Raw genomic sequence first — 25,511 nt, forward strand, 5'->3', positions numbered from 1 at the left:
GCCGTTCCATGGGCCGCCGTTACGAACGGTCCAGCGCCCACAGCGCCCGGCGGGCGAGCGGATGGTTACGGACCAGGTCCGCGAGGGTGCCCTTGCCGCGGGTGATCCCCGCGAAAGCGTTCCAGGCCGGCGGGAAGGTGGTGAGAACGGCGTGCAGCAGACCGGGGCGCTTCTCGAACAGGGCCAGCATCCGCCGCCCCACCCCCATCTCCACACCGAGCCCGGCCTTCACGGCGAAGGCGTAGTTCAGCGCCTGCCGGCGGGCGTCGACCGCGTCGTGCGCCTCGGAGATCCGGACCGCCCACTCCCCCGCCAGCCGTCCGGAGCGCAGCGCGAACGAGATGCCCTCACGGGTCCACGGCTCCAGCAGCCCCGCCGCGTCACCGCACACCAGGACCCGGCCACGGGACAGCGGGGAGTCGTCGGAGCGGCAGCGGGTGAGGTGCCCGGAGGAGATGCTCGGTTCGAAGCCGGCCAGCCCGAGGCGGGCGATGAAGTCCTCCAGGTAGCGCTTGGTCGCGCTGCCGTCACCGCGCGCGGAGATCACGCCGACGGTGAGCGAGTCGCCCTTGGGGAACACCCAGCCGTAACTGCCGGGCAGCGGGCCCCAGTCGATGAGGACGCGGCCGGCCCAGTCCTCGGCCACCGACACCGGTACCGGGATCTCGGCCTCCAGGCCGAGGTCGACCTGGTCCAGCTTGACCCCGACGTGAGCTCCTATCCGGCTGGCGCTGCCGTCGGCGCCGACCACGGCGCGGGCCAGGACGGTCGCCCCGTCGTTGAGCACGACGGCGACCGTCCGCCGGTCGGGCACGGCCGGGCCGTGCTGCTCCACGCGGGAGACGGTCACCCCGGTCCGCAGCACGGCCCCGGCCTCCTGCGCCGTCCGGACCAGGGCCTCGTCGAACTCGGGGCGGTTGATCAGGCCGAACAGCATGTGCCGCGAGCGCTTGGTGCGGGTCAGCTTGCCGTTGAGACTGAAGGTGACCGCGTGCACACGGTCCCGCAGCGGAAGCTCGAAGCCGGGCGGCAGCGAGTCGCGGGAGGGGCCGATGATGCCGCCGCCGCATGTCTTGTAGCGCGGGAGTTCGGATTTCTCCAGCAGCAGCACCCTGCGGCCGGCGGCGGCCGCCGCATGGGCTGCCGAGGCACCACCGGGGCCGGCACCGACCACCACGACATCCCAGACCGTGTCGTCCGCTCCGTCGTCCGCCGAACCGCTGCCCTGCGCCGCTTGCTCGCTGCTCACGTGTGATTCCGCTCCCGCTCGACCCGCCGACTCTCGTCGCCCCTGCTCAGCCGCATCCTATGGCGAGAACCCGGCTCCGACCGCTGTGGCACCATCGGCAACGTCCACTTGTGCGCACGAACACACCATCACACCCGCAAGGAGCGCCCATGCAGGCCGTCCCGCTCTCCGAAACCGTCGCCTCCCTCATGCCGCGCGCCCGCGCGGAACTCGCCGAGCTCGTGTCGTTCGCGTCGGTCGCCGACGAACGCCAGTTCCCGAGGAGCGGCTGCGAGAAGGCCGCCGGCTGGGTCGCCGACGCACTGCGGGCCGACGGCTTCCAGGACGTGGCACTGCTGGACACCCCGAACGGCACCCAGTCGGTCTACGGATACCTCCCAGGACCGCAGGGCGCGCCGACCGTGCTGCTGTACGCGCACTACGACGTGCAGCCGCCGCTGGACGAAGCCGCCTGGATCTCCCCGCCGTTCGAGCTGACCGAGCGGGACGGCCGCTGGTACGGGCGCGGCGCCGCCGACTGCAAGGGCGGCATCCTGATGCACCTCACGGCGCTGCGCGCGCTGCGCGAGCACGGCGGGTCCCCGGTGAGCATCAAGGTCATCGTCGAGGGTTCCGAGGAGCAGGGCACCGGCGGCCTGGAACGTTATGTCGAGGCGCACCCCGAGCTGCTGACGGCCGACGCGATCGTGATCGGTGACACGGGCAACTTCCGGGTCGGGCTGCCGACGGTCACCGCGACGCTGCGCGGCATGGCGATGGTCGAGGTGAAGGTCGAGACCCTCGGCGGCAATCTGCACTCGGGCCAGTTCGGCGGTGCGGCCCCGGACGCGCTCGCCGCGCTCATCCACATGCTCGGCACCCTGCGCGACGAGAACGGCGCCACCACCGTCGACGGGCTGGCCGCGGACGGCCGGTGGAACGGGCTGCAGTACCCGGAGGACGACTTCCGCAAGGACGCCAAGGTGCTGGACGGTGTCGGCCTCGTCGGCACCGGCACGGTCTCGGACCGGGTCTGGGCCCGGCCGTCGGTGACCGTGCTGGGCATCGACTGCCCGCCGATGGTGGGCGCGACCCCGTCCGTCCAGGCGAGCGCGGGAGCGTTGGTCAGCCTCCGGGTGCCGCCGGGCATGGACGCGCAGGAGGCCGCCGACGCGCTCATCGCGCATCTGCGGGCGGCCGCCCCCTGGGGTGCCCGGGTCGAGGTCACCCAGCGCGGCAGCGGCCAGCCGTTCCGCGCCGACACCACCAGCCCGGCGTACACCGCGATGGCCGACGCCATGCGCACCGCGTACGGCCAGGAGCTGGAGATCGCCGGTCAGGGCGGGTCGATCCCGCTGTGCAACACCCTGGCCACGCTGTACCCCGAGGCGGAGATCCTGCTGATCGGCCTGAGCGAGCCGGACGCCCAGATCCACGCGGTGAACGAGAGCGTCTCCCCGCAGGAGCTGGAACGCCTGTCGCTGGCCGAGGCGCTGTTCCTGGGCCAGTTCGCCGCGTCCAAGTCCGTATGAGCTGACGGGGTCCCGCCGCTGAGCGGCGGGACCCCGTCAGGCCGGTTCACTCGACGGGCCGGCCGGCCTCCAGGTTCAGCGGGACGCCGCGCTCGCGGGCCCGCAGCGCCCAGTGCAGCCGGTCCAGCCGTACCGGGGGCAGCAGCCCCGCGGCCTCGTCCTCGGTGACGAACCGCCAGCCGCGCAGTTCGGCGCCGGGGAGCAGCAGCCGTTCGGCGTCGGCCGCGGGTATGCGTCCGCCGTCGAAGAGCAGCCGCATTCCGCCGAAGCCGGGTGGCGCCGGCGGTTCCCAGTCGACGACCAGCAGCCTCGGCACCACGGCGAGTTCGATGCCCAGTTCCTCGGAGACCTCGCGCAGTCCCGCCTGCGCCGGTGCCTCGCCCCGCTCGACGACCCCGCCGGGGAACTCCCAGCCCGGTTTGTAGGTCGGATCGACGAGCAGTACCCGGTCGTGCTCGTCGAAGAGCAGCACCCCGGAGGCGACGGTCTCCGCCGTGGGTTCCGGGGTCTGCACGATGTCGCAGCGCCCCACACCCTGGCGCAGCGCCTCGGCGATCCGCTCCGCGGTCTGGCGGGGTGTCAGCTTCGCCGTCCTGATGACATACGCGTCGGTGCTGAGCCAGGACAGCGCGTCCAGGTACTCCGGAAGGTGGTTCCCGGACCAGCGGCGCGCCGGCGCGCCGGCTCCGGGCGGCAGCGGCAGCCCGCCGACCGGTCCGCCGTCCAGTCCCTCGCCGGGGTCCGCCCGCAGCTCCTCCTCCGCCTCCTCCCGGCGGGCGAGACGCTCCCGCAGGATCGTTTCCCCTGGGTCGAGCAGCACATGTCGCACCACGATTCCGCGCGAGGCCAGACCGCCGAACAACTCGTCGCGGTACTCCTGCCGCAGCAGAGTGGCCGGGACGACCAGCACTCCCCCGACCTCCTGGAGCAGCGCGGCGGCGGTGTCGACCACCAGCCGCCGCCAGATCTGCAGGTCCTGGAGGTCGGTCACCTCCTGGAGCCGCTTCTCGGACAACAGCTGGCCGAGTCCCGTACCGATGACCTCCGGATCGTAGAGAGTGCTGCCCGGCAGTAGGTCCAGCAGTTCGCGTGCGGCGCTGGTCTTGCCAGCGCCGACCGCCCCGTTCACCCAGACGATCACGGTGCCCCCTTCTCCGTAGCCCCCTACGAATTGCCCGGATCATCGCTATCGGCAAACGCGCAGTACCGGCCATCGGCTCGTACCGGCCCCCACCGACGGCCTCCCGACGGCCTCCCCACGCCCCTCTCGGCGCCCAGCCTGCACCCGCCCGTCACCCGGCCCGGAAGAAAGTTCTCCCGCCGTGTCGATCCGGGGCGACCCCGTTCGACGCATGAGTAGAAGCCGTGAGCAGAAGCACGGTCCGGCCGGCGCGCAGCGCCGGAGCACCCGGCCCGGACGCCGTCCCTCCCCACCTCAGGAGCAGCATCATGACCACGACCCACTCCGCGTCCCCGTCCGTGAACCGCCCCTCCGCGGCCCGCCAGCTGTCCGCCGCCGCATCGGGCCGGCGGCGGCGCGTCCGGGCCGCCGCCGTGGCCGGCGCCGTCGTGGCCACCTGCGCGGTCCGGGCCGTGGGCCACGCCGCGGGTGCGGACTTCGCGCTCGCCGACTCCATGGGCAGGACCGTCATCAGCCTGCCGGTCGTGGCCGTCTTCAGCCTGCTGTTCGCACTCCTCGGCTGGGGCGGCCTGGCGCTGCTGGAGCACTTCACCCGGCACGCCCGCACCGCGTGGACCACGCTCGCCACGGCGGTGCTGCTGCTGTCGCTGCTGCCGGTCCTCGCCGAGGAGGCCACGACGGCGACCAAGGTCGCGCTGTGCCTGGTGCACGCCGCCGTGGCCGCGGTCCTCGTCCCGGCGCTGCGCCGGACCACCCGCTGACCGCCGGGCACTCTCCCGCTTCACCCCTTGTTCGCGCCGAGGGTGAGGCCCGCGATGAACTGCCGCTGCAGGATCATGAAGACCAGGATCGTGGGCAGCGCGACCATGACCGACCCGGCCGCCAGCAGGTTGTAGTCGGTGAAGAACTGTCCGCGCAGGTTGTTCAGCGCCGAGGTGATCGGCAGTTTGTCGCCGGAGGACATGAAGACCAGCGCCCACAGGAAGTCGTTGTACATCCAGGTGAACTGCAGCGTGGCGAGCGCGGCGACAGCCGGCCGGCACAGCGGCAGCGTGATGCGCCAGTACTGGGTCCACACGCCCGCGCCGTCGACGATCGCCGCCTCGATGATCTCCATCGGCAGGGTGCGCATGAAATTGGCGAGAACGAATACGCAGAAGCCGGTCTGGAAGGCCACCTGGACGGCGATCACGGCCCAGTAGGAGTCGTACATCGTCATCGAGTCGGACATCCAGTACGGCAGCGGAATCCGGTTGAAGAGGGCGTACAGCGGGGTCACGATCACCTGCTGCGGCAGCAGGTTGCCCGCGGTGAACATGACCAGCAGGAAGACCCGGCCCCTGAGCTGGATCCGGGACACCGAGAAGGCGACGAAGGAGGCGAAGAACAGCGTGAGCAGCAGCGCGGGCACCGCGATGATCAGGGAGTTGACGAAGTACTTGCTCATCTCCCCCTCGGTGAACGCCTGCCGGTAGTAGTCGAACGACAGATGCCGCGGCAGGGAGAAGTACCCGTACTTCGCGGTCTCCTGGTAGGGCCGCAACGAGGCGTAGACCGCGAGCAGCAGCGGGGCGAGGAACGCCAGCGACACGGCCATCAGGAACGTGTGGAGTCCCAGACGCGCGGGCCGGACCCGGCGCCGGTCCCGCGAACCGCCGGTGGCGGCCTTCGCGTGCTGGTGGGAGGGCCGGGCGGCAACGGCGGATGTCATGGCTTCCTCTCCTCGCGCATCTCCTGGACCAGGTACGTCACGATGAATCCCAGCGAGATGGTGAGCAGCACCACCGCGATCGCCGATCCGAAACCGATCCGGCTCGCTTCGCCGATGATGTTGTCCGTGACGAGCACGCTGAGAAGTTCCAGACCGTTGCGCCCGTGGTTGACGGCGTAGACGATGTCGAACGCCCGGAGTGCCTCGATGACGGTGATCACCACGACGATGACGTTCACCGGCCGCAGCGCCGGCAGCACGACCCGGAAGAACGCCTGCACCTCGCTGGCCCCGTCGATCGCCGCGGCCTCCTCGAGGGCCGGGTCCACCGACTTCAGCCCGGCCAGGAAGAGGATCATCACGTAGCCGGTGTGCCGCCAGGCCGCGGCGAGCAGGATCGCCCAGATGTTCAGCGAGGGATCGCCCAGCCAGTCGGTCGGGTTGTCGGTGTTCGCCAGGACGGCGTTGAGGGCGCCCTGGTCACGGGAGAAGACCAGCTGCGCGATGAAGCCGACGACCGCCAGTGAGAGCACGACCGGCATGTACAGGGTGCTCTGGTAGAAGCGGCTGAAGCGGATGTTCTTGTCCAGGAGCACCGCGAGCAGCAGCCCGAAGGGGGTGGCGATCAGGCCCAGGAACCCCAGCCAGAGCAGGTTGTTGCGGGCGGCCCGCCAGAACGGCGGATAGTTCGTGAACAGGTCGTGGTAGTTGCGGGTGCCGACCCAGTGGATGCTGCCGACGCCGTCCCAGCTGGTGAACGACAGCCCGATGGAGGCGAACGTGGGGCCCCAGATGAGGCCGATCTCCAGCAGGACGGGTATCCCGAGCAGCACACCGAGGACGGCGAGGTCGCGGGGGGAGAACCTCCGCGGACCCCGCCGTCCGGCGCGCCGCGTGATGATCTGCGGCACAGCCTGTACTCCTAGTCCGCGGCGGCGAAGATGGACTTCTTCTGCCTCTCGATGCTGTTGACCAGCCCGTCGATGTCGTCCGGCTTGTTGATGAACGTCTGCAGCGCGGGGATCATGACGGTCGAGGCGAAGTCCGGACGGGTGTCGCGGTCCAGGTACTGGGATATGTGTTGGGCGCCGGCGACCAGTACCGCGGACTTCTTCTGCAGTTCGGTGTACTTGGCGGTGGAGGCACCGGAGTTGACACCGACGTTGTTCGGGTCGCTCGCGAGATAGGAGTCCTCGGCCGCCGGGGTGGCCAGGTACGTGAGGAAGTTCCGTGCCGCGTCCTTGTTCTTGGCCTTCTTCGACATCAGGAAGCCGTCGATGGGTGCTTCGACCGAGTCCTGCCCGTGCGCCGGATCGATCTCCGGGAAGGGGAAGAAGTCCAGGTCCGCGTGCTCGGCCTCGGGGAACTGGGTGCCGGGGTGCGGCAGTCCGAAGACCGCCATGCCGGTCTTGCGCTGCTGCAGGCTCTGCCCCGCCTCCTCCCAGGTCCGGCCGTTGGCGCCCTTCTGGTGGTAGGGCATCAGGCTGCGCCAGAGGTCGAAGACGTGCTTGACCTTGGGGTCGGTCCAGGACTCCTTGCCGGCCATGAGCGAGGCGTGGAAGTCGTAGCCGTTGGCCCGCAGGTTGATGTAGTCGAACGTGCCCATCGCGGGCCAGCCGTCCTTGTCGCCGAAGGCGATCGGCGTGAGCCCGTCCTTCTGCATCTGCCGGGCGAGCGCGGTGTACTGGTCGAACGTCTTCGGCGGCTGGTAACCGTGCTGCTGGAAGAGGCTTTTGCGGTGGAAGACGGCCCACGGGTAGTAGTAGTACGGCACGAAGTACTGCTTGCCGTCATGCCCGGTGGACTGCGCCTTGAGCGCGTCGGAGAAGCCCTTGAATCCCGACCACACATCGCTGATGTCGGACAGCAGGCCCTTTTCCGCGAAGAACTGCATCCGGTTGCCGGCGAACCACATGAAGACGTCGTCCGGGCTGCCCTGCAGATAGCGGTTGATGTTCTCCTGGAACGTGTTGTGGTCGACGGTGTTGACCTTCACCGTCCTGCCCGACTGCTGCTGATAGGCGTCAAAGGCCGACTGGAACGCCGTCTTCGGCACGGCGTCCGACGCGTTGGAACCGAGAGTGACCGTCTTGCCGTCCCCGGAGGGACCGCTGCCGCAGGCGGCGAGCAGCGAGGGAAGGGTGACCGCTCCCGCGCTGATCGCCGCGCCCCGTAACAGACTTCGGCGGGAGATCCGATGTCCGGACGCTTCCCCGACTGTGGGCCGACCACTGAACGATGACTGCGCCATGTCCCCCTCCTCGTGGGTGGAACTGAACACAACCGAACGCGAGCGGTGCGATCCCATCGCCAAGAGGAGGCGGTGTCAAGGTTTCTGACCGGATGACCGGCAACAGCTAGAGGATCTCGCCTCACCAATTTCCACCATTGTTCAACACAAACAATCGCCATTTTCGTGGAATGACGCTGCGTCACTCCGGGCGGAGCCGAATCCGGGACGATATGTCCCTACTCCGCAGGCGCCGCGTACCGCCAGTCATCGGAGCGCTGGTCACCCTTCCAGGGCGAACTCCGGTGAGAACTCGGCCAGTCCGAGCACCTGGGCGGCGGCCGCCGCGGCGCCGACCAGACCCGCGTCGGTGCCCAGCAGCGCCGGAACCACCTCGATCCCGGCGGCGAACGACAGAGTCGCGTAGCGCGCCAGATGCGCGCGCAGCGGGCCGAAGAGCACGTCTCCCGCGCCGGCCACCCCGCCGCCGATCACCACGACCCGCACCTCGACGAGCGTCGCGGTGGCGGCGATCCCGGCCGCGAGCGCCTGCGCGGCCCGGTCGAAGGAGGCCAGCGCGACCGGGTCGCCGGCGCGCGCGGACTGCGCCACGGCGGCGGCCGTCGGCTCGGCGCCGCCGGCCGGCACCCAGCCGTTCTCCAGGGCCCGGCGGACGATGTTCGGTCCACTGGCCAGCCGCTCCACACAGCCGCGCGATCCGCACGGGCAGGAGTCGCCGTCGAGGTCGACGCTGATGTGGCCGATGTGGCCCGCGTTCCCCGTGGGGCCGGGCAGCAGGGCGCCGCCGAGCACCAGCCCGCCCCCGACGCCGGTGGAGACGACCATGCAGAGCGCGTTGTCGTAGCCGCGGGCGGCGCCCAGCCAGTGCTCGGCCGCAGTCATCGCGACGCCGTCGCCCGTCAGGACGACCGGAAGCGCGTCGGCCGCCCGCGCCACCCGCTCGACCAGCGGGAAGTCACGCCAGCCGGGGACGTTGACCGGGCTGACGGTGCCCCGCGAGGCGTCCACCGGGCCCGCGCTGCCGATGCCGACGGCCACCACCCGCCGCCATCCTCCGTCCAGGCGCAGCTCACCGAGGACCTCCCCGACGGCGCGCATCACCGTCTCCCCGTCCTGCTTGGCGGGGGTCGGCCGCAGCGCGCGCACGAGCAGCCGGCCGCTCGCGTCGACCAGAGCGCCGGCGATCTTCGTTCCGCCGATGTCCAGTGCGGCAATCAGCGAGCCTGCGGCGCGGTCGGAGTGCATCGGGTTCCGTTCTCCCTCTCATTGGCCGGATACCCGCACGTGACGCGGGGTTAGGAGTAGTGTTTCCTTTCGCTGACAACGTTGTCCATTCATTGCGGCAAGGAATATCGCGACAGTGACCCATACCCCGGGGCATACCCCCCGCCCCACCATGAAGGACGTCGCGGCGCGGGCCGGAGTCGGGCTCAAGACGGTCTCCCGGGTGGTCAACGAGGAACCGGGGGTCACCCCGGACACCATCCAGCGGGTACGGGAGGCGATCGACGCCCTCGGCTTCCGGCGCAACGACAGCGCACGGCTGCTCCGCACCGGACGCACGGCCAGCATAGGGCTGGTGCTGGAGGATCTCGCCGACCCCTTCTACTCGCCGCTGAGCCGGGCCGTCGAAGAGGTGGCCCGCGCGCACTCGACCCTGCTGTTCACCGGTTCCAGCGCCGAGAACGCCGAACGCGAGCAGGAACTGGTCCTCGCGTTCTGCGCCCGCCGGGTGGACGGGCTGGTCGTGGTGCCCGCCAGCGACGACCACCGCTATCTGGAACCGGAGATCGACGCCGGTGTCTCCACCGTCTTCGTGGACCGGCCGGCCGGCGGCATCGACGCCGATGTCGTCCTCAGCGACAGCGCGGGCGGCACCCGTGAGGGCGTCGCCCATCTGATCGCACACGGCCACCGCAGGATCGGCTTCATCGGCGACGAGCTGCGGATCCACACCGCGAACGAGCGGCTGCGCGGCTACCGCGAGGCGATGGCCGCCGCGGGGCTGCCGGTGAGCGAGGAGTGGATCTCGATGGGCCCCACCGCGCCCGAGCGGGTACGAGCCGCGCTGACGGCGATGCTGGCCGCTCCGGAACCGGTCACCGCGCTGTTCGCCGGCAACAACCGGGTCACCGTCACCGCGGTGCGGGTGCTCCTCGGCGAGGTGCGTCCGGTCGCCCTGGTGGGGTTCGACGACTTCGAGCTCGCCGACCTGCTGCGCCCCGCGGTCACCGTGATCGCGCAGGACGCCGTCGGACTGGGACGGGCGGCGGCCAAGCTGCTCTTCCGCCGGCTGGACGGCGGATCGGACAAGCCGCGCCGGATCGAGCTGCCCACCCGGCTGATCGTGCGCGGCTCGGGCGAGATCCCGCCGGCGCCGTAGCCGGCGGCCCCGGTGCCCGGCCCGGAACCGCAGTGCCCGGCCGGGCGCCGTCAGGGCGCGCCGGCCGGGCACGGTCGGTGGGGGCTCCCCCGGGGCTCAGCGGCCGGCCAGGGCGTCGAGTTCCGCACGGCCGAGCCCGGTGCGGGCGGTGACCTCTTCGAGGTCGACGGCGCCGCAGTCCAGGCCGCGCAGCAGGTAGCCGCTGAGCGCCTTGGCGGTGGCGGGCTCGTCCATCACATCGCCGCCGGCCTTGGCCACGTACGCCGCGAGCCGGGCCGCGGCGGTGTCGAGGCCCTCGCGGTAGAAGGCGTAGACGGCGGCGTAGCGGGTGGGCAGGTGGCCGGGGTGCATGTCCCAGCCCTGGTAGTAGGCGCGGGCGAGCGAGCGGCGGACGAGGCCGTGGTGGAGCCGCCAGGCGTCGTGCACCTGGGCGGTCGGACCGACCGGCAACACGTTCGTGGAGCCGTCGGAGAGCCGGACGCCGGTGCCCGCCGCGGCGACCTGCATGACCGCCTTGGCGTAGTCGGCGACCGGGTGGTCCATCGACTGGTAGGCGGCGCTGACCCCGCAGGAGGCGCTGTAGTCGAAGGTGCCGTAGTGCAGTCCGGTGGCGCGGCCCTCGGCGGCGTCGATGAGGCGCGGCACGGTGGCGGTGCCGTCGGGGCCCAGGATCGACTGGGTCGTCTCGATCTGGATCTCGAAGCCGATGCGGCCGGGCGTCAGGCCGTGCGCCTTCTCGAACTCCTCGCAGAGCCGGACCATCGCGCTGACCTGCTGCGGGAAGGTCACCTTCGGCAGCGTCAGCACCAGCCCGTCCGGCAGGCCGCCGGACCGCATCAGGGTGCTGAGGAAGATGTCCAGGGTGCGGATCCCGCGGTCGCGGACCGCCGCCTCCATGCACTTCATCCGGATGCCGATGTACGGGGGCGCGGTCCCGTCCTCAACCGCGGCCGAGACGATCCGGGCGGCGGCCACGGCCGCGGCGTCCTCCTCGGCGTCCGGGCGCTGGCCGTAGCCGTCCTCGAAGTCGATCCGCAGGTCCTCGACGGGCTCGCGCTCCAGCTTGGCGCGCACCCGGTCGTGGACCGGCCCGGCGAGCTCGTCGCTCAGGCCCAGCACCCGAGCGAGGGCCGCCGCGTCCGGGGCGTGCTCGTCGAGCGCGGCCAGCGCCTGCCGGCCCCAGCTGCGGACGGTGTCGGCGGTGAAGGCGTCGGCGGGGACGTAGACGGTGTGCACCGGCTGCCGGGTGCCCGGGTCCCCGGGGTAGCGGCGGGCCAGCTCCGCGTCGGTCGCGGCGAGAGAGGCACCGATGCCCTCTCGTACCGCGTCCGCCAACGTCGTGCCGACCGTCTCACCCTGCGTCATGTGCCAGCCTCCCGAACTTCAACAAACCGTTGAAGGGAAGCTATCCGCGCCGCAGGACCGGGTCAACACCCGGACCGGCCCGATGTCGGGGTAAAACGCGATTTCCTATTCTTTCCCGGCCCTGCGGACCTGGCGGAACGCACGACGGCCCCCGCACGCGCCAGGCGTGCGGGGGCCGTCGGAGGCGTTCCTCGGGATCAGCCCTTACGGGCGGTGATCTCCTCGGTCAGCTGCGGGACGACCTGGAACAGGTCGCCGACCACGCCGTAGTCGACCAGGTCGAAGATCGGCGCCTCGGCGTCCTTGTTGACCGCCACGATCGTCTTCGAGGTCTGCATGCCGGCCCGGTGCTGGATGGCGCCGGAGATGCCGTTGGCGATGTAGAGCTGCGGCGAGACCGACTTGCCGGTCTGGCCCACCTGGTTGGTGTGCGGGTACCAGCCGGCGTCCACCGCGGCACGGGACGCGCCGACGGCCGCACCGAGCGAGTCGGCGAGCGCCTCGATGACGTGGAAGTTCTCGGCGCCGTTGACACCGCGTCCACCCGAGACCACGATCGCGGCCTCGGTCAGCTCCGGGCGGCCGGTGGACTCACGCGGGGTGCGCGTGAGGACCTTGGTGCCCGTGGCCAGCTCGCCGAAGGAGACGGCGAGCTGCTCGACCGTGCCGGCGGCCGGGGCGGCCTCCGGGGCGGCGGAGTTCGGCTTGACGGTGATGACCGGCACGCCGGTGGTGATGCGCGACTTGGTGGTGAACGACGCGGCGAACACCGCCTGCGTGGCGACCGGGCCACCCTCGCCCGGCTCGACGTCGGTGGCGTCGGTGATGATGCCGGAGCCGAGGCGCAGCGCGAGGCGGGCCGCGATCTCCTTGCCCTCCGCGGAGGACGGCACCAGGACGGCCACCGGCTCCACGGCCTGGGCGGCGGCCTGCAGCGCGTCCACCTTCGGTACGACGAGGTAGTCGGCGAACTCGGCCGCGTCGGCGGCCAGCACCTTGACCGCGCCGTACTCGGCGAGCACGGGGGCGGCGGTGTCGACACCGGCGCCGAGGAAGACGGCGACGGGCTCGCCGATCCGGCGGGCCAGGGTCAGCAGTTCGAGAGTCGGCTTGCGGACGGCACCGTCCACGTGGTCGACGAGGACGAGGACTTCACCCATGGGTACGGTCTCCTGCGAAATCTGTAGGGGCGGGGGCGGATGGGTCGCGGCTCAGATGAACTTCAGCCTCGCGAGGCTGCTCTAGATGAACTTCTGCTCCGCAAGGAAGGCGGCAAGCTGCTTGCCGCCCTCGCCCTCGTCCTTGACGATCGTGCCGGCGGTGCGCGCCGGGCGCTGCGTGGCCTCGTCCACCGTGGACCAGGAGCCGGAGAGGCCGACCGTGGCCTCGTCGATGTCCAGGTCGGACAGGTCCAGGGACTCCACCGGCTTCTTCTTGGCGGCCATGATGCCCTTGAACGACGGGTAGCGGGCCTCGCCCGACTGGTCGGTCACGGAGATCACGGCGGGGAGGGACGCCTCGAGCTGCTCGCTCGCCGCGTCGCCGTCACGGCGGCCGGTCACCTTGCCGTCGGCGACGGACACCTCGGACAGCTGGGTCACCTGCGGGACGCCGAGGCGCTCCGCGAGGATCGCCGGCAGCACGCCCATGGTGCCGTCGGTGGAGGCCATACCGCACACGACCAGGTCGAACCCGGCGTGCTCCACGGCCTTGGCGAGCACCAGCGAGGTACCGAACACGTCGGTGCCGTGCAGTGCGTCGTCCTCGACGTGGATGGCCTTGTGGGCGCCCATCGACAGCGCCTTGCGCAGCGCGTCCTTGGCGTCCTCGGGACCGACGGTCAGTACCGTGATCTCGGCATCGTCGGCGGCGTCGGCGATCTGCAGCGCCTGCTCGACCGCGTACTCGTCGAGCTCGGACAGCAGACCGTCAACGGCGTCGCGGTCAGTGGTCAGGTCCTCGGCGAAGTGACGGTCGCCCGTGGCGTCGGGCACGTACTTCACACAGACAACGATCCTCAAGCTCACGCCTGCTCTCCTACTGCTTAGTCTCGTCAACTGCCCTTGCAGGCAGCATAGGCGCCTTAGCGGGGTGGCCCCCCACCGGCACGCACCAGCGTTCCAACAGAAGGTTACTCGCCAGTACACCCAGCTCCTCACCCGTAAGCAAGGGTGATGAACTGTGACGTTGCCGACGCCACGGCCCGGAACGGGTCAGTGGCGCAGCCCGTTGAAGCCGCCCTGGTGGTAGAGGAGCGGGCTGCCGGGGCCCGTCGGGTCGCCCGCGACGGCCTGTGCCACCACGATCCGGTGATCGCCCGCCGGGATACGGGCCAGCACGCGGCAGACCAGCCAGGCCGAGACCTCGCCGAGCACCGGCACACCGTGCGGCCCCTCGCGCCAGTCGGTGGCCGGGCCGAACCGGTCGGCGCCGCTGCGCGCGAAGGTCGCGGCCAGCGCTTCCTGGTGGTCGCCGAGCACATGGACGCCGACGAACGGGACCTCGGACAGCGTGGGCCAGCTGGAGGAACCGGTACTGATGCCGAACGAGAGCAGCGGGGGTTCGGCCGATACGGAGGTGAGCGAGGTGGCCGTGAAACCCACCGGCCGGTCGCCGGCCGCGGTGATGACGGCGACCCCGGCCGCGTGGCGGCGGAACACCGAGCGGAAGACGGCCGGGTCGAAGCCGGCGGCGGTGCCGGGAAGGGTGCCGAGGTCGGTCAGGGCAGTCATGGAGTTGTCCTTCTGGAGCGGTCGGGCCGGAGGCGAATGGTCGTCTGGGGCGCTCAACAACTCGGACAGCGCGCACTCGAATGGCGACCGAGATCGACATCCGCGCGCGTGTGAAGAAGGGGGTCTCGCGACATAACGTCAGAGTGACGATGGCAGGCGGGCTCCGTCAAGAGCGGCCCGGGATTTGGGATCCCCATCACAAGATCACCGGTCCGGATGCGCCGGTCCGCGGGCCGGCCGTCACACCGCGGCGCCGAGCGCCGCGATCACGTCCACCTTGCGCGGCTGGCCCGCCGCCCGGCGCACCACCGCTCCGCTCGCGTCGAGCACGAGGACGGTCGGGGTCTTCAGGATCGCCAGCCTGCGGACGAGTTCCAGATGGGCCTCCGCGTCGATCTCGACGTGGGTCACCCCTTCCACCATGGTGGCGATCTCGTCGAGCGTCCGCCGGGTGGCCCGGCACGGGGCGCAGAAGGAGCTGGAGAACTGCACCAGCGTGGCGCGCGCACCGAGCGGCCCGCCGATCTCGGCAGCCGTCAGCCGCTCCTGGCCGTCCTTCGTCCGCACCCGAATCCTCCCGTTCCGGCGCTGGTGCACCAGGCCGAACGCGCTCGCCGCCGCAAGGACAGCGAGGCACACCACCAATCCCGTCATCTTTTCCTCCCGCAGCGGTGCAGCGTTCACGGGACCGCAATGATTCCCGTGGGGCCGGGTGCGCCCCGGTCCGGGATCATCGGCTCCATGAACGCGATGAATGCCGCGAACGCCGCCCCCGCCTCGAGCCTCGATGTCCGCGGGCCCCGCTTCGGCGCCGTCCTCACCACCGTCGTCCTGGCCGCCGTCCTGGTCACCGGGAGTGGCTGGCTGCTGGCCGTACAGGCGGTGGTCTTCGCGACCGGCGCCGCGGCCGGCGTGCGGCGCTCCCCCTACGGCTGGCTGTTCGCCACCGTCGTACGGCCCCGGCTCGGGCCGACGCAGGAGACCGAGGACCCCGCGCCGCCGCGCTTCGCGCAGGCCGTGGGGCTCGTCTTCGCGCTCATCGGTCTGGTCGGCTACTTCGCCGGACCGCTGTGGCTGGGTATGGCCGCGACCGGCTGCGCGCTGGCCGCGGCGTTTCTCAACGCTGCCTTCGGGTACTGCTTGGGGTGCGAGATGTATCTCTTGTTCCGGCGTGCGACGGGGTGACGTGACGAGAATCTCGCGGGATCGTGGGCACGCAAGGTGACACGGGGCACGTTGTCGGTGCACGATCCATCAGCGACCGGAACCTACGGGCGCGTAACTTCCGCCGGGAGAGCCGCCCCCGGAGAGAGCAGGTACCCGGACATGGCTGAACTCGTCTATCCCCCGGTCATCGGCGTTGCCCGCACCATGTTCCGTGTGCAGGGGCTGCGCTTCGACATCGGCGGCACGGAGAACGTACCGCGCAAGGGCGGAGCGCTGCTGGTCTCCAACCACATCGGCTACCTGGACTTCGTCTTCGCCGGTCTGACGGCGCTGCCGAACAAGCGGCTGGTCCGCTTCATGGCGAAGGACTCGGTCTTCCGGCACAAGGTGTCGGGTCCGCTGATGCGGGCGATGAAGCACATTCCGGTGGACCGCTCGGAAGGTATGCACGCGTACGCGCACGCGCTGGACGCGCTGCGGGCCGGCGAGATCATCGGGGTCTTCCCCGAGGCCACCATCTCGCAGTCGTTCACCCTGAAGTCGTTCAAGTCCGGCGCGGCGCGGCTCGCCGAGGAAGCCGGCGTACCGCTGCTCCCGATGGCCCTGTGGGGCACCCAGCGGCTGTGGACCAAGGGGCACCCGCGCCATCTCGGCCGCAACAAGTTCCCCATCACCATGCGGGTGGGCGAGCCGATGCGGGCGAACGAGGGCGAGAAGCCGGGCGCGCTCACCCGGCGGCTGCGGATGCGCGTCCAGGAGCTGCTGGAGGACGCGCAGCGCGCCTACCCGGGCAAGCCGAGCGGCCCCGACGACCGGTGGTGGCTGCCCAGCCACCTCGGCGGCACCGCGCCCACCCCGGAAGAGGCCGCCGAGCTGGACCGTGCGGACCGCGACGAGCGGGCGGCCAGGCGCTGACCCACCGCGCCACGGCGCCCGGCCGGGCTCAGTCCGCCTCGCGGACCGTCACCTCGGCCGCGGGGCTCAGCAGACGCAGTCCCTCGGCGAGCTCGCCCGCGGCGGTGTGCAGCTCGTCGAGCGGCATCGGCGTGAGGCGTTCGAGCAGGAAGACGGCGTTGACGGAGTCCTCCGTCAGCCGGGTGCGGACGCCCTGACGCCAGTTCCAGCGGCGGCAGGTGACCCCGGTGTCGTCCTGCCAGACGACCTCGCCGGGCTCGGGGTGCTCCACGACCGGCTCGCCACCGGCCGCGGTCTCGAACTTCTCGTCGCCGCCGGCCCGTACCAGCCGCATCCCGCCGAGGATGTGGTCGGTGTCCTCGCCGCCGACCGGCACCAGATGGGCCACGCTGACGGCGTTGTAGAGGTCGACGAGGAGATTGATCCTCGGCAGCCCGCCGTCGGCGAGTGCGCGTCTGGCCAGCGCCTCGGCGGAGTTGCGGGTGCGGGACGGCTTGGCGCCGAAGGCGGTGTACGCGTCGCGCCAGGCCGCGATGTGCGGGTCCTCGTGCGGGGCGCGGCCGGCCAGCCGCGCGGTGAGCCGGCGCACGGCGTCGTCGAGCAGCGCGGAGCTCCGCTCGTCGCTCGGCCCGTTGGTCAGGCCCCGGGCCTCGACGATGAGCGGGACGAATCCGGGTGCGAGCTCGTGCACCTCGGGGGCCACGGTGATGTTCAGGGGCTGAGCGGGGTTCGTCGGGGGCATCGCAGACCTTGGTTCCTTGACGGGGACGGCGTTCACAGCGCGGTGGGCAGCAGCTGCCACAGGTGCGGCCGGTCGGTGGCGCGCTGAAGAGATTCCAGCACGGCCGGCGGCGGAGCCGCGTACAGCACCGGGTAGTCGGCCTCGCCGAACTCGGGGCGGACCCGCCAGGCGAGCTGTTCCCGCTCCGCCGAGAACTGCGCGTCCACACCCGGCTTGTTCCCCCGCGCGTCCTGCCGCGCCCACTGCGTCCGCCCGGGCAGCAGGACGGCGACGAGGCCGTGCACCAGCGGATTGCCACCGGCTTCGTCGGTGAGGCGCTGGTAACAGAGCCCGGTGGGAATCCCCTCGGCCCGCAGCAGCGCGGCGAGGGCGTGCGACTTGGCGTGGCAGATACCGGTGCGCAGCCGCAGGACGTCCGAGGCGCGCCAGGTCACCCGGGGGTCGTCGGCGTCGCCGGAGTGCGGAACGGTGTCGCGGACGAACTCGAAGGCCGCCCGGGCGTAGTCGTACGCGCCGTCACTACCCGCGCGCAGCCGTTCCGCGGTCTCGCGCACCAGCGGATGGTCATGGTCGATGACGTCGTCGGCGGCGAGATACGCCGCGGGACCGGGTACGTCCTGGAGGAGTTCCATATTCGGAACCCTAGGCAGGATCACACGTCCGATCAATCGAAATACGAATCAGTGCATACTTATTCAGGAGCGGGCTAGGCGATCGCACCGTTCGTGGCGCCCGGTCCGGCGTCGTCCGCGTGCCGGGCCAGCGCGGACGCCAGATCGGGATGGATCTCGAAGACCCGCCCCAGCCGGGTGAGCCGCAGCAGCCTCGTGAAGGACGGATCGGCGCTGACGATCCGGATGCGGCCCCCGTTCTCGAGGGCGTGCATCCGGAACCGGCAGAGCAGCGAAAGACCGCTGCAGTCGATGAACGTCACGGGCCGCAGATCGATGATGAAGTCCGAGTCGGCCACCCGGGCGAGTGCGTCGAGGAAAGGGGACAGCCCCGCCGCGGCGAGGACGTCCAGTTCTCCCCACAGCTCGACCACGGTGGTCCCGGCCACCGATCGCCGACTGGCGCCGAAGGCGGGCTGATCGTCGTACATGGCAGGCCCCCCACTCCTGGTGATGGGCGTGCGCCGATGCGCATGTGTACGTGTCATACCCGCCGGTCGGCGATGAAGTCAACGGTTGGGACAGCAGCGGAAGTTGGCTTGTTCCGGGCCGTGGCCGGGCCGTGGGACAGCGGTGGCGGGACTAGTGTCCGGCCAGTTCCGCGGCGATGGCAGCCGCGAACGAGTCGACGTCGTCCTCCGTGGTGTCGAAGGAGCACATCCAGCGGACCTCACCGGTGTTCTCGTTCCAGAAATAGAAGCGGTAGCGCTTCTGCAGCCGCTCACTGACCTCGCGCGGCAGGATCGCGAAGACGGCGTTGGACTGCACCGGACGGACGATCGTCACACCGTCGACCCCCCGGACGGCCGCTTCCAGCCGCTGCGCCATCGCGTTGGCGTGCCGCGCGCCGCGCAGCCAGAGGTCGCCGGCGAGCAGCGCCTCGAACTGCACCGACACGAAGCGCATCTTGGAGGCGAGCTGCATCGACAGCTTGCGCAGATGCTTCATGGCGCGCACCCGCTCGGGGGTGAGCACGACGATGCACTCCCCCATCAGCAGGCCGTTCTTGGTGCCGCCGAAGGAGAGGATGTCGACCCCGGCGTCGGTGGTGAACGCCGCGAGCGGCACACCGAGCGTGGCGGCGGCGTTGGAGATCCGCGCCCCGTCCAGATGGACGGCCATGCCGTGCTGGTGGGCGTGGTCGCAGATCGCCCGGATCTCGTCGGGGGTGTAGCAGGTGCCCAGTTCGGTGGTCTGGGTGATCGAGACGACCTGCGGCTGCGCCCGGTGCTCGTCCTCGAAGCCGAACGCCTGGAGGTCGATCAGCTCGGGGGTGAGCTTGCCGTCCGGCGTCGGGACGGTCAGCAGCTTGAGCCCGCCGACGCGCTCCGGAGCGCCGCACTCGTCCACGTTGATGTGCGCGGACTCCGCGCAGATCACCGCGCCCCAGCGCTCGGTGACGGACTGCAGCGCCGTGACGTTGGCGCCGGTGCCGTTGAAGACCGGGAAGACCTCCGCGCGCGGGCCGAAGTGGCCGCGGAAGATGTCCTGCAGATGGGCGGTGTAGTCGTCCTCGCCGTACGCGACCTGGTGGCCGCCGTTGGCGAGGGCGAGGGCGGTGAGCACCTCGGGGTGCACGCCGGCGTAGTTGTCGCTGGCGAAGCCCCGGACCTCGGGGTCGTGGCGCCGGACGGCGTCGGTGGCGAGCTGCTCGCTCACGGTTGGGGCGTCAGCCACAGTCGGGTTCCGTTCACTTCCTCGGCGGGCCGGTTCCAGATGTCCGTGACGGCCTCGGCGAGGTCCGTCACATCGGTGAAGCCGGCGAATTTGGCGTTCGGGCGCTGCGCCCGCATCTCATCGTGCACCAGCGCCTTGATGACGACGACGCTGGCCGCCGCGGTGAGCGGGTCGGTGCCCGCCAGCTTGCGGAACGAGTCCCCCATGGCGAGCGTCCAGGCCTCGGCGGCGGCCTTCGACGCGGCGTAGGCGGCGTTGCCGGCCGTCGGGCTGCTGGCACCGGCGGCGCTGATCAGCACATAGCGGCCGCGCGTGCTGCGCAGCAGCGGGTCGTGGAACGCCAGCGAGGTGTGCTGGACGGTGCGGATCAGCAGCTTGTGCAGGAAGTCCCAGTCGGCGAGGTCGGTCTCGGTGAACGACGCGGAGCCGCGCCAGCCGCCGACCAGATGGACCAGACCGTCGACCGGACCGTGGTCCTTCTCGATCCGCTCGGCCCATTCACGGGTCGCGTCGGGGTCGAGCAGGTCCACGATCTCACCGGTGATGTCCGCACCGCCGGCGTCGAAACGGGCCTGGTCGACGGCTTGCGCGAGCCGTTCGGGGTTCGCGTCTGCGGCGACCACATGAGCGCCCGCCTTGGCGAGCCGCTGGAGCATCGCGCGGCCGGCCGGACCGCCGGCTCCCGCCACCGCGATGACCGCTCCCTGGAGCGGTCCCTGGCTTTCGGTCCCGTTCGCCATCTTCGCCTCCTCGGCCGCGTCGCTCACGCCGCCGTCCGTACGACGCCGCTCGCGGTGATCCCCTTGGTCGAGGCGATCACGTCGCGCAGCTTCTTCGCGAGTGCCTCATAGAACATGCTCAGCGGGAACTCGTCGACGAGCACCTCGTCCACGAGCTTGCGCGGCGGCAGCGACAGGTCGAGGGCGTCCGGGCCCTTGGCCCACACCGATCCCGGGTGGGGCGAGAGGTACGTCGCGACCAGGTCGTACGCGGCGAACCAGTGCACGAGCTTCGGGCGGTCGATGCCGTCGCGGTACAGCTTCTCGATGTCGGCGCAGAGCTGGTTGGTGACCTTGGGAGCCAGCTCCCAGTCGATGTGCAGGGTGTTGTCCGTCCAGCGTACGGCGTCGTGCTTGTGCAGGTAGGAGAAGAGCAGCTGGCCGCCCAGGCCGTCGTAGTTGCGGACCCGCTCGCCGGTGACGGGGAAGCGGAAGAGGCGGTCGAAGAGGATCGCGTACTGCACGCCCAGGCCCATCGGGTGGCCCTCGGCCTGCAGCTTCACGGCCTCCTTGAAGGTCGTGAGGTCACAGCGCAGCTCTTCGAGGCCGTACATCCAGAACGGCGCCCGCTGCTTGATCATGAAGGGGTCGAACGGCAGGTCGCCGTGGCTGTGGGTGCGGTCGTGGATCATGTCCCACAGCACGAACGTCTGCTGGGAGAGCTCCTGGTCCTCGATGAGCCGCGCGGCCTCACCGGGCAGTTCCAGGCCGAGGGTGTCCACGGCGGCGGCGGTCACGGCCCGGAAGCGGGCGGCCTCGCGGTCGCAGAAGATGCCGCCCCAGGTCCAGCGCTCGGGCGCCTGGCGGACGGCCACGGTCTCCGGGAAGAGCACCGCGGAGTTGGTGTCGTAGCCGGGCGTGAAGTCCTGGAACGTGATCGGCACGAACAGCGGGTTGTCGTAGCGGGTCCGCTCCAGCTCGGCGAGCCAGTCGGGCCACACGACGCGCAGGGCGACGGCTTCCAGGTTGCGGTCCGGGTTGCCGTTCTGCGTGTACATCGGGAAGACGACCAGGTGCTGCAGGCCGTCGCGCCGGTCGGCGGCGGGCTGGAAGGCCAGCAGCGAGTCCAGGAAGTCCGGGACGCCGAAGCCGCCGTCGGCCCAGCGGCGCAGGTCGGTGACGAGCGCCTGGTGGTACGCCGTGTCGTGCGGCACCAGCGGGGAGAGCTGCTCGATCGCGTCGATGACGCGCTCCAAGGTGCGCTCCACATCGGCCAGCGACGGGACGACCTCGGCGGAGAAGTCGATCGAGCCGTCCTTCTGCTGCCAGGGCCTGATGGCTTCCACGGCTTGCTTCAGTACGGCCCACGCCGGATGCGAGGCGATGCCCTCGCCGGATATCCCGGCCCCGTCAGCCACTACAGCCGAAAGATTTTCACTCATGACCCCTCCTTCACAGAAGAAACGCGCTTGATCCGCCAAGGAAGCGTATCTATACGAGCTTCCTCCGTTCAAGGGGGGTCGGAGCAGATTATCCTGTGCGACCCCCCACAAGACCGGTCATTTTCCTGTCATGCGCCGTTCTCGCGATGAGTTCTGTTAGTTGCGTCATGATGGGGCGGCCGACCTTCGGAACATTGCTCCCTTATGACCGTAAAGCGACTTCGTTCCAGTCTCGCCCAGCTTCCCGGCGCGCGCGATCCCCGCGCCGGATCCCGGCGGCCCGGTGGCAGCCCGGCGGGCGGCACGCCCTCACACGAGTGACGGAACCGGCAGGCCGGGGTCCGGCGGCGGTAGGAGAGGGGTCATGAGTACCCGCGCTGTCCTCGTCGCCGCCCTGATCACCGGATTCGTCCTCGGCACGGCGGGTGTCCGCTCCTCGCACTCCGCGCCGTCACACCACGTTCCACCTGCCGTCACCGCCCGTCCCTAGGATGTCGGCCATGAACTTCCTCACCGTCGGTCACCGGGGTGTCATGGGCGTGGAGCCCGAGAACACCCTGCGTTCCTTCGCCCGCGCCGAGCGCGAGGGGCTGGACCAGATCGAGCTCGATCTGCACCTGAGCAAGGACGGCGCGCTCGTCGTCATGCATGACGCGGAGGTGGACCGCACCACGGACGGCACCGGCCGGATCGGCGACCTCACCCTCGACGAGCTGCGCGAGCTGGACGCGGGGCAGGGCGAACGGGTGCCCGTCCTCGAAGAGGTGCTGGACGCGGTCACCGGACCGATCCAGGCCGAGATCAAGGACGTGGCCGCCGCCCGGGTGCTCGCGAAGGTGCTGCGCGACCGCGACGAGGTGGGCCGGGTGAGCGTGCTGTCCTTCCACGACGAGGCGCTGCGCGAGATCCACGAACTGCTGCCGGAGTCGCACCGCGTGCTGGTCGCCAGCGAGCTCGGCCGGGACCTGGTGGCACGCGCGCGGGCCGTGGGTGCCCGGATGGTCAGTCTGGAACTGCCGCAGCTCAGCCTCGACGTGGTCCGCCGCTGCCGGGACGCCGGGCTCGCCGTGATCGCGTGGACGGTGAACACTCCGCAGGAGCTGGACCTGGCGCACGCACTCGGGCTGGACGGCATCGTGACCGACCTGCCGTCCATCGACGGTCGGGCGATGCCGCAGATCGCCGGACGGGCCTGACAGGTAGGCCTCCTGGCGAGGCGCGGGGCAACACCCCGGACACAAACGTCCGGCATTCGGACGTATGCTCCCGCGGCCTGGACAGATTCCCCCGGCCGATGTCAATGTCCGGCCATGCGTTCCGCGAACCTGCTGTCCCCGCGCCTCGCCGCCATCGCCGCGGCCGCCCTGCTCACCCTCGCCGCCACCGGCTGCGCGCCCCAGGAGGACGACTCCGCGGGCAGCACCGCCGCGCCCTCGGGAACGTCCGCCGCGAGCTGTGCCCCGGCCGGTCTGTCCACCCGCACCGCGGGCAAGCTGACCGTGGGCACGGACACGCCCGCGTACAACCCGTGGTTCACCGACGACAAGCCCGCCAACGGCAAGGGCTTCGAGTCGGCCGTCACCTACGCCGTCGCCAAGCAGCTCGGCTATGCCCAGGCCGATGTCGTCTGGCAGACCGTCGCCTTCAACAACGCCTTCGCGCCCGGCGCGAAGACCTTCGACTTCGACATCAACCAGGTCTCGATCAGCGACGACCGCAAGAAGGCCGTCGACTTCTCGTCCGGCTACTACGACGTGCGCCAGGCCGTCATCGCGCTCAAGACCTCGAAGATCGCGAACGCGAGGTCGATCGCCGACCTCAAGGGCGCCAAGCTCGGCGCCCAGGTCGGCACCACCAGCCTGGACGTGCTCAACGACGTCATCAAGCCGACCCAGGCACCCGCCGTCTACCAGAAGAACGACCTCGCCAAGAGCGCGCTGAAGAACGGTCAGGTGGACGGCATCGTCGTCGATCTGCCCACCGCGTTCTACATCACCGGCGCCGAGGTGCCGGAGGCCAAGGTCGTCGGGCAGTTCGAGACCGGCGGCGCCCAGAAGGAGCAGTTCGGCCTCGTCCTGGACAAGGGCAGCAAGCTCACGGCGTGCGTCAGCAAGGCTGTCGACGCGCTGCGCAAGGACGGCACGCTGGCCGGGCTGGAGAAGCAGTGGCTGTCCGAGGCCGTCGACGCGCCGGTGCTGAAGTGACGCTGGAGGACGTCCGGCCGGACACCTACCGGCCGTCCGAGCGGCGGATCGAACGGGAGCGCTTCCGGCGCGCCCGCACCCGCCGCGCGGTGATCATCGGTGCCGTCAGCACGCTCGCCACCGCCGGGTTGCTCATCGGGCTCGTCGTCAGCTCCCCCGGCTGGCAGCGCACCCGCGAGACCTTCTTCAACGCGCACGACGCGCGCGCGTCACTGCCGAAGATCCTCGACGGGCTCTGGCTCAACCTCCAGCTGATGGTGGTGTGCGGAGCTGTCGTCCTGGTCCTCGGGCTGCTGCTCGCCGTCACCCGCACCCTGCGCGGGCCGGTGTTCTTCCCGCTGCGGGCGCTCGCCACCGCCTATGTCGACTTCTTCCGCGGTCTGCCGCTGATCATCTGCCTGCTCGGCGTGGTCTTCGGCGTCCCCGCGCTGCGGCTGCAGGGCGTCACCACCGACCCGGTGGTGCTGGGCGGCACGGCCCTGGTCCTCACCTACTCGGCGTACGTCGCCGAGGTCTTCCGGGCCGGGATCGACACCGTCCACCCCAGCCAGCGCGCCGCCGCCCGCTCGCTGGGGCTGAGCAGCGCGCAGACCATGCGCCACGTGGTGCTGCCGCAGGCCGTCCGGCGGGTCGTGCCCCCGCTGCTGAACGACCTGGTCTCGCTGCAGAAGGACACCGGTCTGGTGTCGATCGCCGGCGCGGTCGACGCGGTGTACGCCGCGCAGATCTACGCGGGCAAGACCTTCAACTACACCTCGTACGTCGTCGCCGGCCTGATCTTCGTCGCGCTCACCATCCCGATGACGCGCTTCACCGACTGGATCACCGCCCGGATGAACCGCCGCCAGTCGCAGGGAGGAACCGTATGAGTGACGGCACGAGCACGACACCCGTGCTGCGGCTGGAGTCCGTACGCAAGACGTTCGGCTCCACGGTGGTGCTCCGCGACATCGATCTCAGCGTGCCCCCGCACACCGTCACCGCGCTGATCGGCGCCTCCGGCTCCGGCAAGTCGACGCTGCTGCGCTGCGCCAACCTGCTGGAGGACATCGACGACGGGGCGATCTTCCTGGACGGCGAGGACATCACCGACCCGCGGGTCGACCCGGACACGGTGCGCCGCCGGATCGGGGTCGTCTTCCAGGCGTACAACCTGTTCCCGCACATGACCGTGCTCGACAACATCACCCTCGCGCCGCGCCGGGTGCACAAGGTCGCGCGCGCCGAGGCGGCCGAGCGGGCCCGTGAACTGCTCGCCCGGCTCGGCCTCGGCGACAAGGCCGGCGAGTACCCGGACCGGCTCAGCGGCGGCCAGCAGCAGCGCGTCGCGATCGTCCGGGCGCTGGCCGGGCAGCCGCGGCTGCTGCTCCTCGACGAGATCACCGCGGCGCTCGACCCGGAGCTGGTCGGCGAGGTGCTGGGCGTCGTCCGCGATCTCAAGGACCAGGGCATGACGATGGTGATCGCCACGCACGAGATGGGCTTCGCCCGCGAGGTCGCCGACCAGGTCTGCTTCCTCGACGCCGGGGTGGTGCTGGAGCGCGGCACCCCGAAGCAGGTGTTCGGGGCACCGGAGCAGGAGCGCACTCAGCGCTTCCTGCGGCGCTTCGCGGAGGCCGGGCGGCTGTAAC

27 protein-coding genes are annotated in these 25,511 nt (G+C 70.9%); 10 read left to right on the plus strand and 17 right to left on the minus strand.

What is annotated here, in order from left to right:
* Nucleotides 1-19 precede the first annotated feature (19 nt).
* On the minus strand, nt 20-1,249 hold the full coding sequence (locus tag C8250_RS09895; RefSeq protein ID WP_138353859.1) for a geranylgeranyl reductase family protein: 1,230 nt from the start codon (nt 1,247-1,249) through the stop codon (nt 20-22).
* A 149-nt stretch (nt 1,250-1,398) separates the two neighbouring features.
* Here C8250_RS09895 and C8250_RS09900 point away from each other — a divergent pair, with 149 nt between their 5' ends.
* A complete protein-coding gene (locus C8250_RS09900; RefSeq protein ID WP_138353860.1) occupies nt 1,399-2,760 on the plus strand; it encodes a dipeptidase in 1,362 nt (453 codons plus the stop codon).
* A 46-nt stretch (nt 2,761-2,806) separates the two neighbouring features.
* On the opposite strand, the gene C8250_RS09905 is transcribed toward C8250_RS09900, so the two are convergent.
* On the minus strand, nt 2,807-3,901 hold the full coding sequence (locus C8250_RS09905; protein WP_138353861.1) for an NUDIX hydrolase: 1,095 nt from the start codon (nt 3,899-3,901) through the stop codon (nt 2,807-2,809).
* A 308-nt stretch (nt 3,902-4,209) separates the two neighbouring features.
* On the opposite strand from C8250_RS09905, the gene C8250_RS09910 reads away from it, so the two are divergent.
* Complete coding sequence (locus C8250_RS09910) at nt 4,210-4,662, plus strand: DUF6069 family protein (protein WP_138353862.1); 453 nt, start codon at nt 4,210-4,212, stop codon at nt 4,660-4,662.
* Between the two features lie 20 nt (nt 4,663-4,682).
* Here the strand turns inward: C8250_RS09910 and C8250_RS09915 are convergent, their stop codons facing one another.
* The 4 genes from C8250_RS09915 to C8250_RS09930 form a co-directional block, all read right to left on the minus strand.
* The gene (locus tag C8250_RS09915; protein WP_138353863.1) at nt 4,683-5,612 is read right to left on the minus strand and encodes a carbohydrate ABC transporter permease; all 930 of its coding nucleotides are present in this window, start codon (nt 5,610-5,612) and stop codon (nt 4,683-4,685) included.
* Complete coding sequence (locus tag C8250_RS09920; protein WP_138353864.1) at nt 5,609-6,523, minus strand: sugar ABC transporter permease; 915 nt, start codon at nt 6,521-6,523, stop codon at nt 5,609-5,611. The genes C8250_RS09915 and C8250_RS09920 overlap by 4 nt, the downstream gene beginning before the upstream one ends.
* Nucleotides 6,524-6,534: 11 nt before the next feature.
* Entirely contained in the window at nt 6,535-7,806 is a 1,272-nt protein-coding gene (locus tag C8250_RS09925) for an ABC transporter substrate-binding protein (RefSeq protein WP_138353926.1), read from the minus strand.
* Nucleotides 7,807-8,124: 318 nt separating this feature from the next.
* The gene (locus C8250_RS09930) at nt 8,125-9,108 is read right to left on the minus strand and encodes an ROK family protein (RefSeq protein ID WP_138353865.1); all 984 of its coding nucleotides are present in this window, start codon (nt 9,106-9,108) and stop codon (nt 8,125-8,127) included.
* Between the two features lie 151 nt (nt 9,109-9,259).
* Here C8250_RS09930 and C8250_RS09935 point away from each other — a divergent pair, with 151 nt between their 5' ends.
* Nucleotides 9,260-10,246, plus strand: a complete 987-nt coding sequence (locus C8250_RS09935; protein WP_138353866.1) for a LacI family DNA-binding transcriptional regulator — start codon at nt 9,260-9,262, stop codon at nt 10,244-10,246.
* Nucleotides 10,247-10,342: 96 nt separating this feature from the next.
* Here C8250_RS09935 and C8250_RS09940 read toward each other — a convergent pair whose 3' ends face one another.
* From C8250_RS09940 to C8250_RS09960, 5 genes are all read right to left on the minus strand, one after another.
* Nucleotides 10,343-11,611 (minus strand): aldolase/citrate lyase family protein, encoded by a 1,269-nt coding sequence (locus C8250_RS09940; protein WP_138353867.1) that lies wholly within the window; start codon nt 11,609-11,611, stop codon nt 10,343-10,345.
* Nucleotides 11,612-11,808: 197 nt separating this feature from the next.
* Nucleotides 11,809-12,771: an electron transfer flavoprotein subunit alpha/FixB family protein gene (locus C8250_RS09945; protein WP_138353868.1), complete on the minus strand. Its 963-nt coding sequence runs from the start codon at nt 12,769-12,771 to the stop codon at nt 11,809-11,811.
* A gap of 81 nt (nt 12,772-12,852) precedes the next feature.
* Nucleotides 12,853-13,638 carry an electron transfer flavoprotein subunit beta/FixA family protein gene (locus C8250_RS09950; RefSeq protein WP_138353869.1) on the minus strand — a complete coding sequence of 262 codons (786 nt, stop codon included), beginning with the start codon at nt 13,636-13,638 and terminating at the stop codon, nt 12,853-12,855.
* 186 nt (nt 13,639-13,824) lie between these two features.
* Nucleotides 13,825-14,343, minus strand: a complete 519-nt coding sequence (locus tag C8250_RS09955; RefSeq protein ID WP_138353870.1) for a flavin reductase family protein — start codon at nt 14,341-14,343, stop codon at nt 13,825-13,827.
* A 240-nt stretch (nt 14,344-14,583) separates the two neighbouring features.
* Complete coding sequence (locus C8250_RS09960) at nt 14,584-14,997, minus strand: thioredoxin family protein (RefSeq protein WP_138353871.1); 414 nt, start codon at nt 14,995-14,997, stop codon at nt 14,584-14,586.
* Nucleotides 14,998-15,084: 87 nt separating this feature from the next.
* Between C8250_RS09960 and C8250_RS09965 the strand changes: the two genes are divergently transcribed.
* Nucleotides 15,085-15,528 (plus strand): DUF4395 domain-containing protein, encoded by a 444-nt coding sequence (locus C8250_RS09965; RefSeq protein WP_232485043.1) that lies wholly within the window; start codon nt 15,085-15,087, stop codon nt 15,526-15,528.
* Between the two features lie 141 nt (nt 15,529-15,669).
* Nucleotides 15,670-16,425, plus strand: coding sequence for a lysophospholipid acyltransferase family protein (locus C8250_RS09970; protein WP_138353872.1), 756 nt, complete (start codon nt 15,670-15,672; stop codon nt 16,423-16,425).
* 28 nt (nt 16,426-16,453) lie between these two features.
* Here the strand turns inward: C8250_RS09970 and C8250_RS09975 are convergent, their stop codons facing one another.
* The 6 genes from C8250_RS09975 to C8250_RS10000 all read right to left on the minus strand — a co-directional run bounded on the left by C8250_RS09975 (nt 16,454) and on the right by C8250_RS10000 (nt 21,676).
* Nucleotides 16,454-17,167, minus strand: a complete 714-nt coding sequence (locus tag C8250_RS09975) for a phenylalanine--tRNA ligase beta subunit-related protein (RefSeq protein ID WP_138353873.1) — start codon at nt 17,165-17,167, stop codon at nt 16,454-16,456.
* A gap of 32 nt (nt 17,168-17,199) precedes the next feature.
* The gene (locus C8250_RS09980) at nt 17,200-17,799 is read right to left on the minus strand and encodes a transglutaminase family protein (protein WP_138353874.1); all 600 of its coding nucleotides are present in this window, start codon (nt 17,797-17,799) and stop codon (nt 17,200-17,202) included.
* Between the two features lie 74 nt (nt 17,800-17,873).
* Entirely contained in the window at nt 17,874-18,269 is a 396-nt protein-coding gene (locus C8250_RS09985; RefSeq protein ID WP_138353875.1) for an STAS domain-containing protein, read from the minus strand.
* A 151-nt stretch (nt 18,270-18,420) separates the two neighbouring features.
* Entirely contained in the window at nt 18,421-19,515 is a 1,095-nt protein-coding gene (locus C8250_RS09990; protein WP_138353876.1) for a low specificity L-threonine aldolase, read from the minus strand.
* Nucleotides 19,494-20,255 (minus strand): SDR family NAD(P)-dependent oxidoreductase, encoded by a 762-nt coding sequence (locus C8250_RS09995; protein ID WP_138353928.1) that lies wholly within the window; start codon nt 20,253-20,255, stop codon nt 19,494-19,496. Before C8250_RS09995 ends, C8250_RS09990 begins: the two co-directional genes overlap by 22 nt.
* Nucleotides 20,256-20,278: 23 nt before the next feature.
* The gene (locus C8250_RS10000; RefSeq protein ID WP_138353877.1) at nt 20,279-21,676 is read right to left on the minus strand and encodes a DUF6421 family protein; all 1,398 of its coding nucleotides are present in this window, start codon (nt 21,674-21,676) and stop codon (nt 20,279-20,281) included.
* 364 nt (nt 21,677-22,040) lie between these two features.
* Here C8250_RS10000 and C8250_RS44455 point away from each other — a divergent pair, with 364 nt between their 5' ends.
* The 5 genes from C8250_RS44455 to C8250_RS10020 all read left to right on the plus strand — a co-directional run bounded on the left by C8250_RS44455 (nt 22,041) and on the right by C8250_RS10020 (nt 25,510).
* Entirely contained in the window at nt 22,041-22,166 is a 126-nt protein-coding gene (locus C8250_RS44455) for a hypothetical protein (RefSeq protein ID WP_269287308.1), read from the plus strand.
* Between the two features lie 10 nt (nt 22,167-22,176).
* On the plus strand, nt 22,177-22,872 hold the full coding sequence (locus tag C8250_RS10005) for a glycerophosphodiester phosphodiesterase family protein (RefSeq protein ID WP_138353878.1): 696 nt from the start codon (nt 22,177-22,179) through the stop codon (nt 22,870-22,872).
* Between the two features lie 114 nt (nt 22,873-22,986).
* Nucleotides 22,987-23,880 (plus strand): ABC transporter substrate-binding protein, encoded by an 894-nt coding sequence (locus C8250_RS10010; protein WP_138353879.1) that lies wholly within the window; start codon nt 22,987-22,989, stop codon nt 23,878-23,880.
* The gene (locus tag C8250_RS10015; RefSeq protein ID WP_244809080.1) at nt 23,877-24,749 is read left to right on the plus strand and encodes an amino acid ABC transporter permease; all 873 of its coding nucleotides are present in this window, start codon (nt 23,877-23,879) and stop codon (nt 24,747-24,749) included. The genes C8250_RS10010 and C8250_RS10015 overlap by 4 nt, the downstream gene beginning before the upstream one ends.
* The gene (locus C8250_RS10020) at nt 24,746-25,510 is read left to right on the plus strand and encodes an amino acid ABC transporter ATP-binding protein (RefSeq protein WP_138353881.1); all 765 of its coding nucleotides are present in this window, start codon (nt 24,746-24,748) and stop codon (nt 25,508-25,510) included. The genes C8250_RS10015 and C8250_RS10020 overlap by 4 nt, the downstream gene beginning before the upstream one ends.
* Nucleotide 25,511: the final 1 nt, after the last annotated feature.

Source organism: Streptomyces sp. So13.3, from assembly GCF_005860785.2.
Classification (GTDB): Bacteria; Actinomycetota; Actinomycetes; order Streptomycetales; family Streptomycetaceae; genus Actinacidiphila; species Actinacidiphila fildesensis.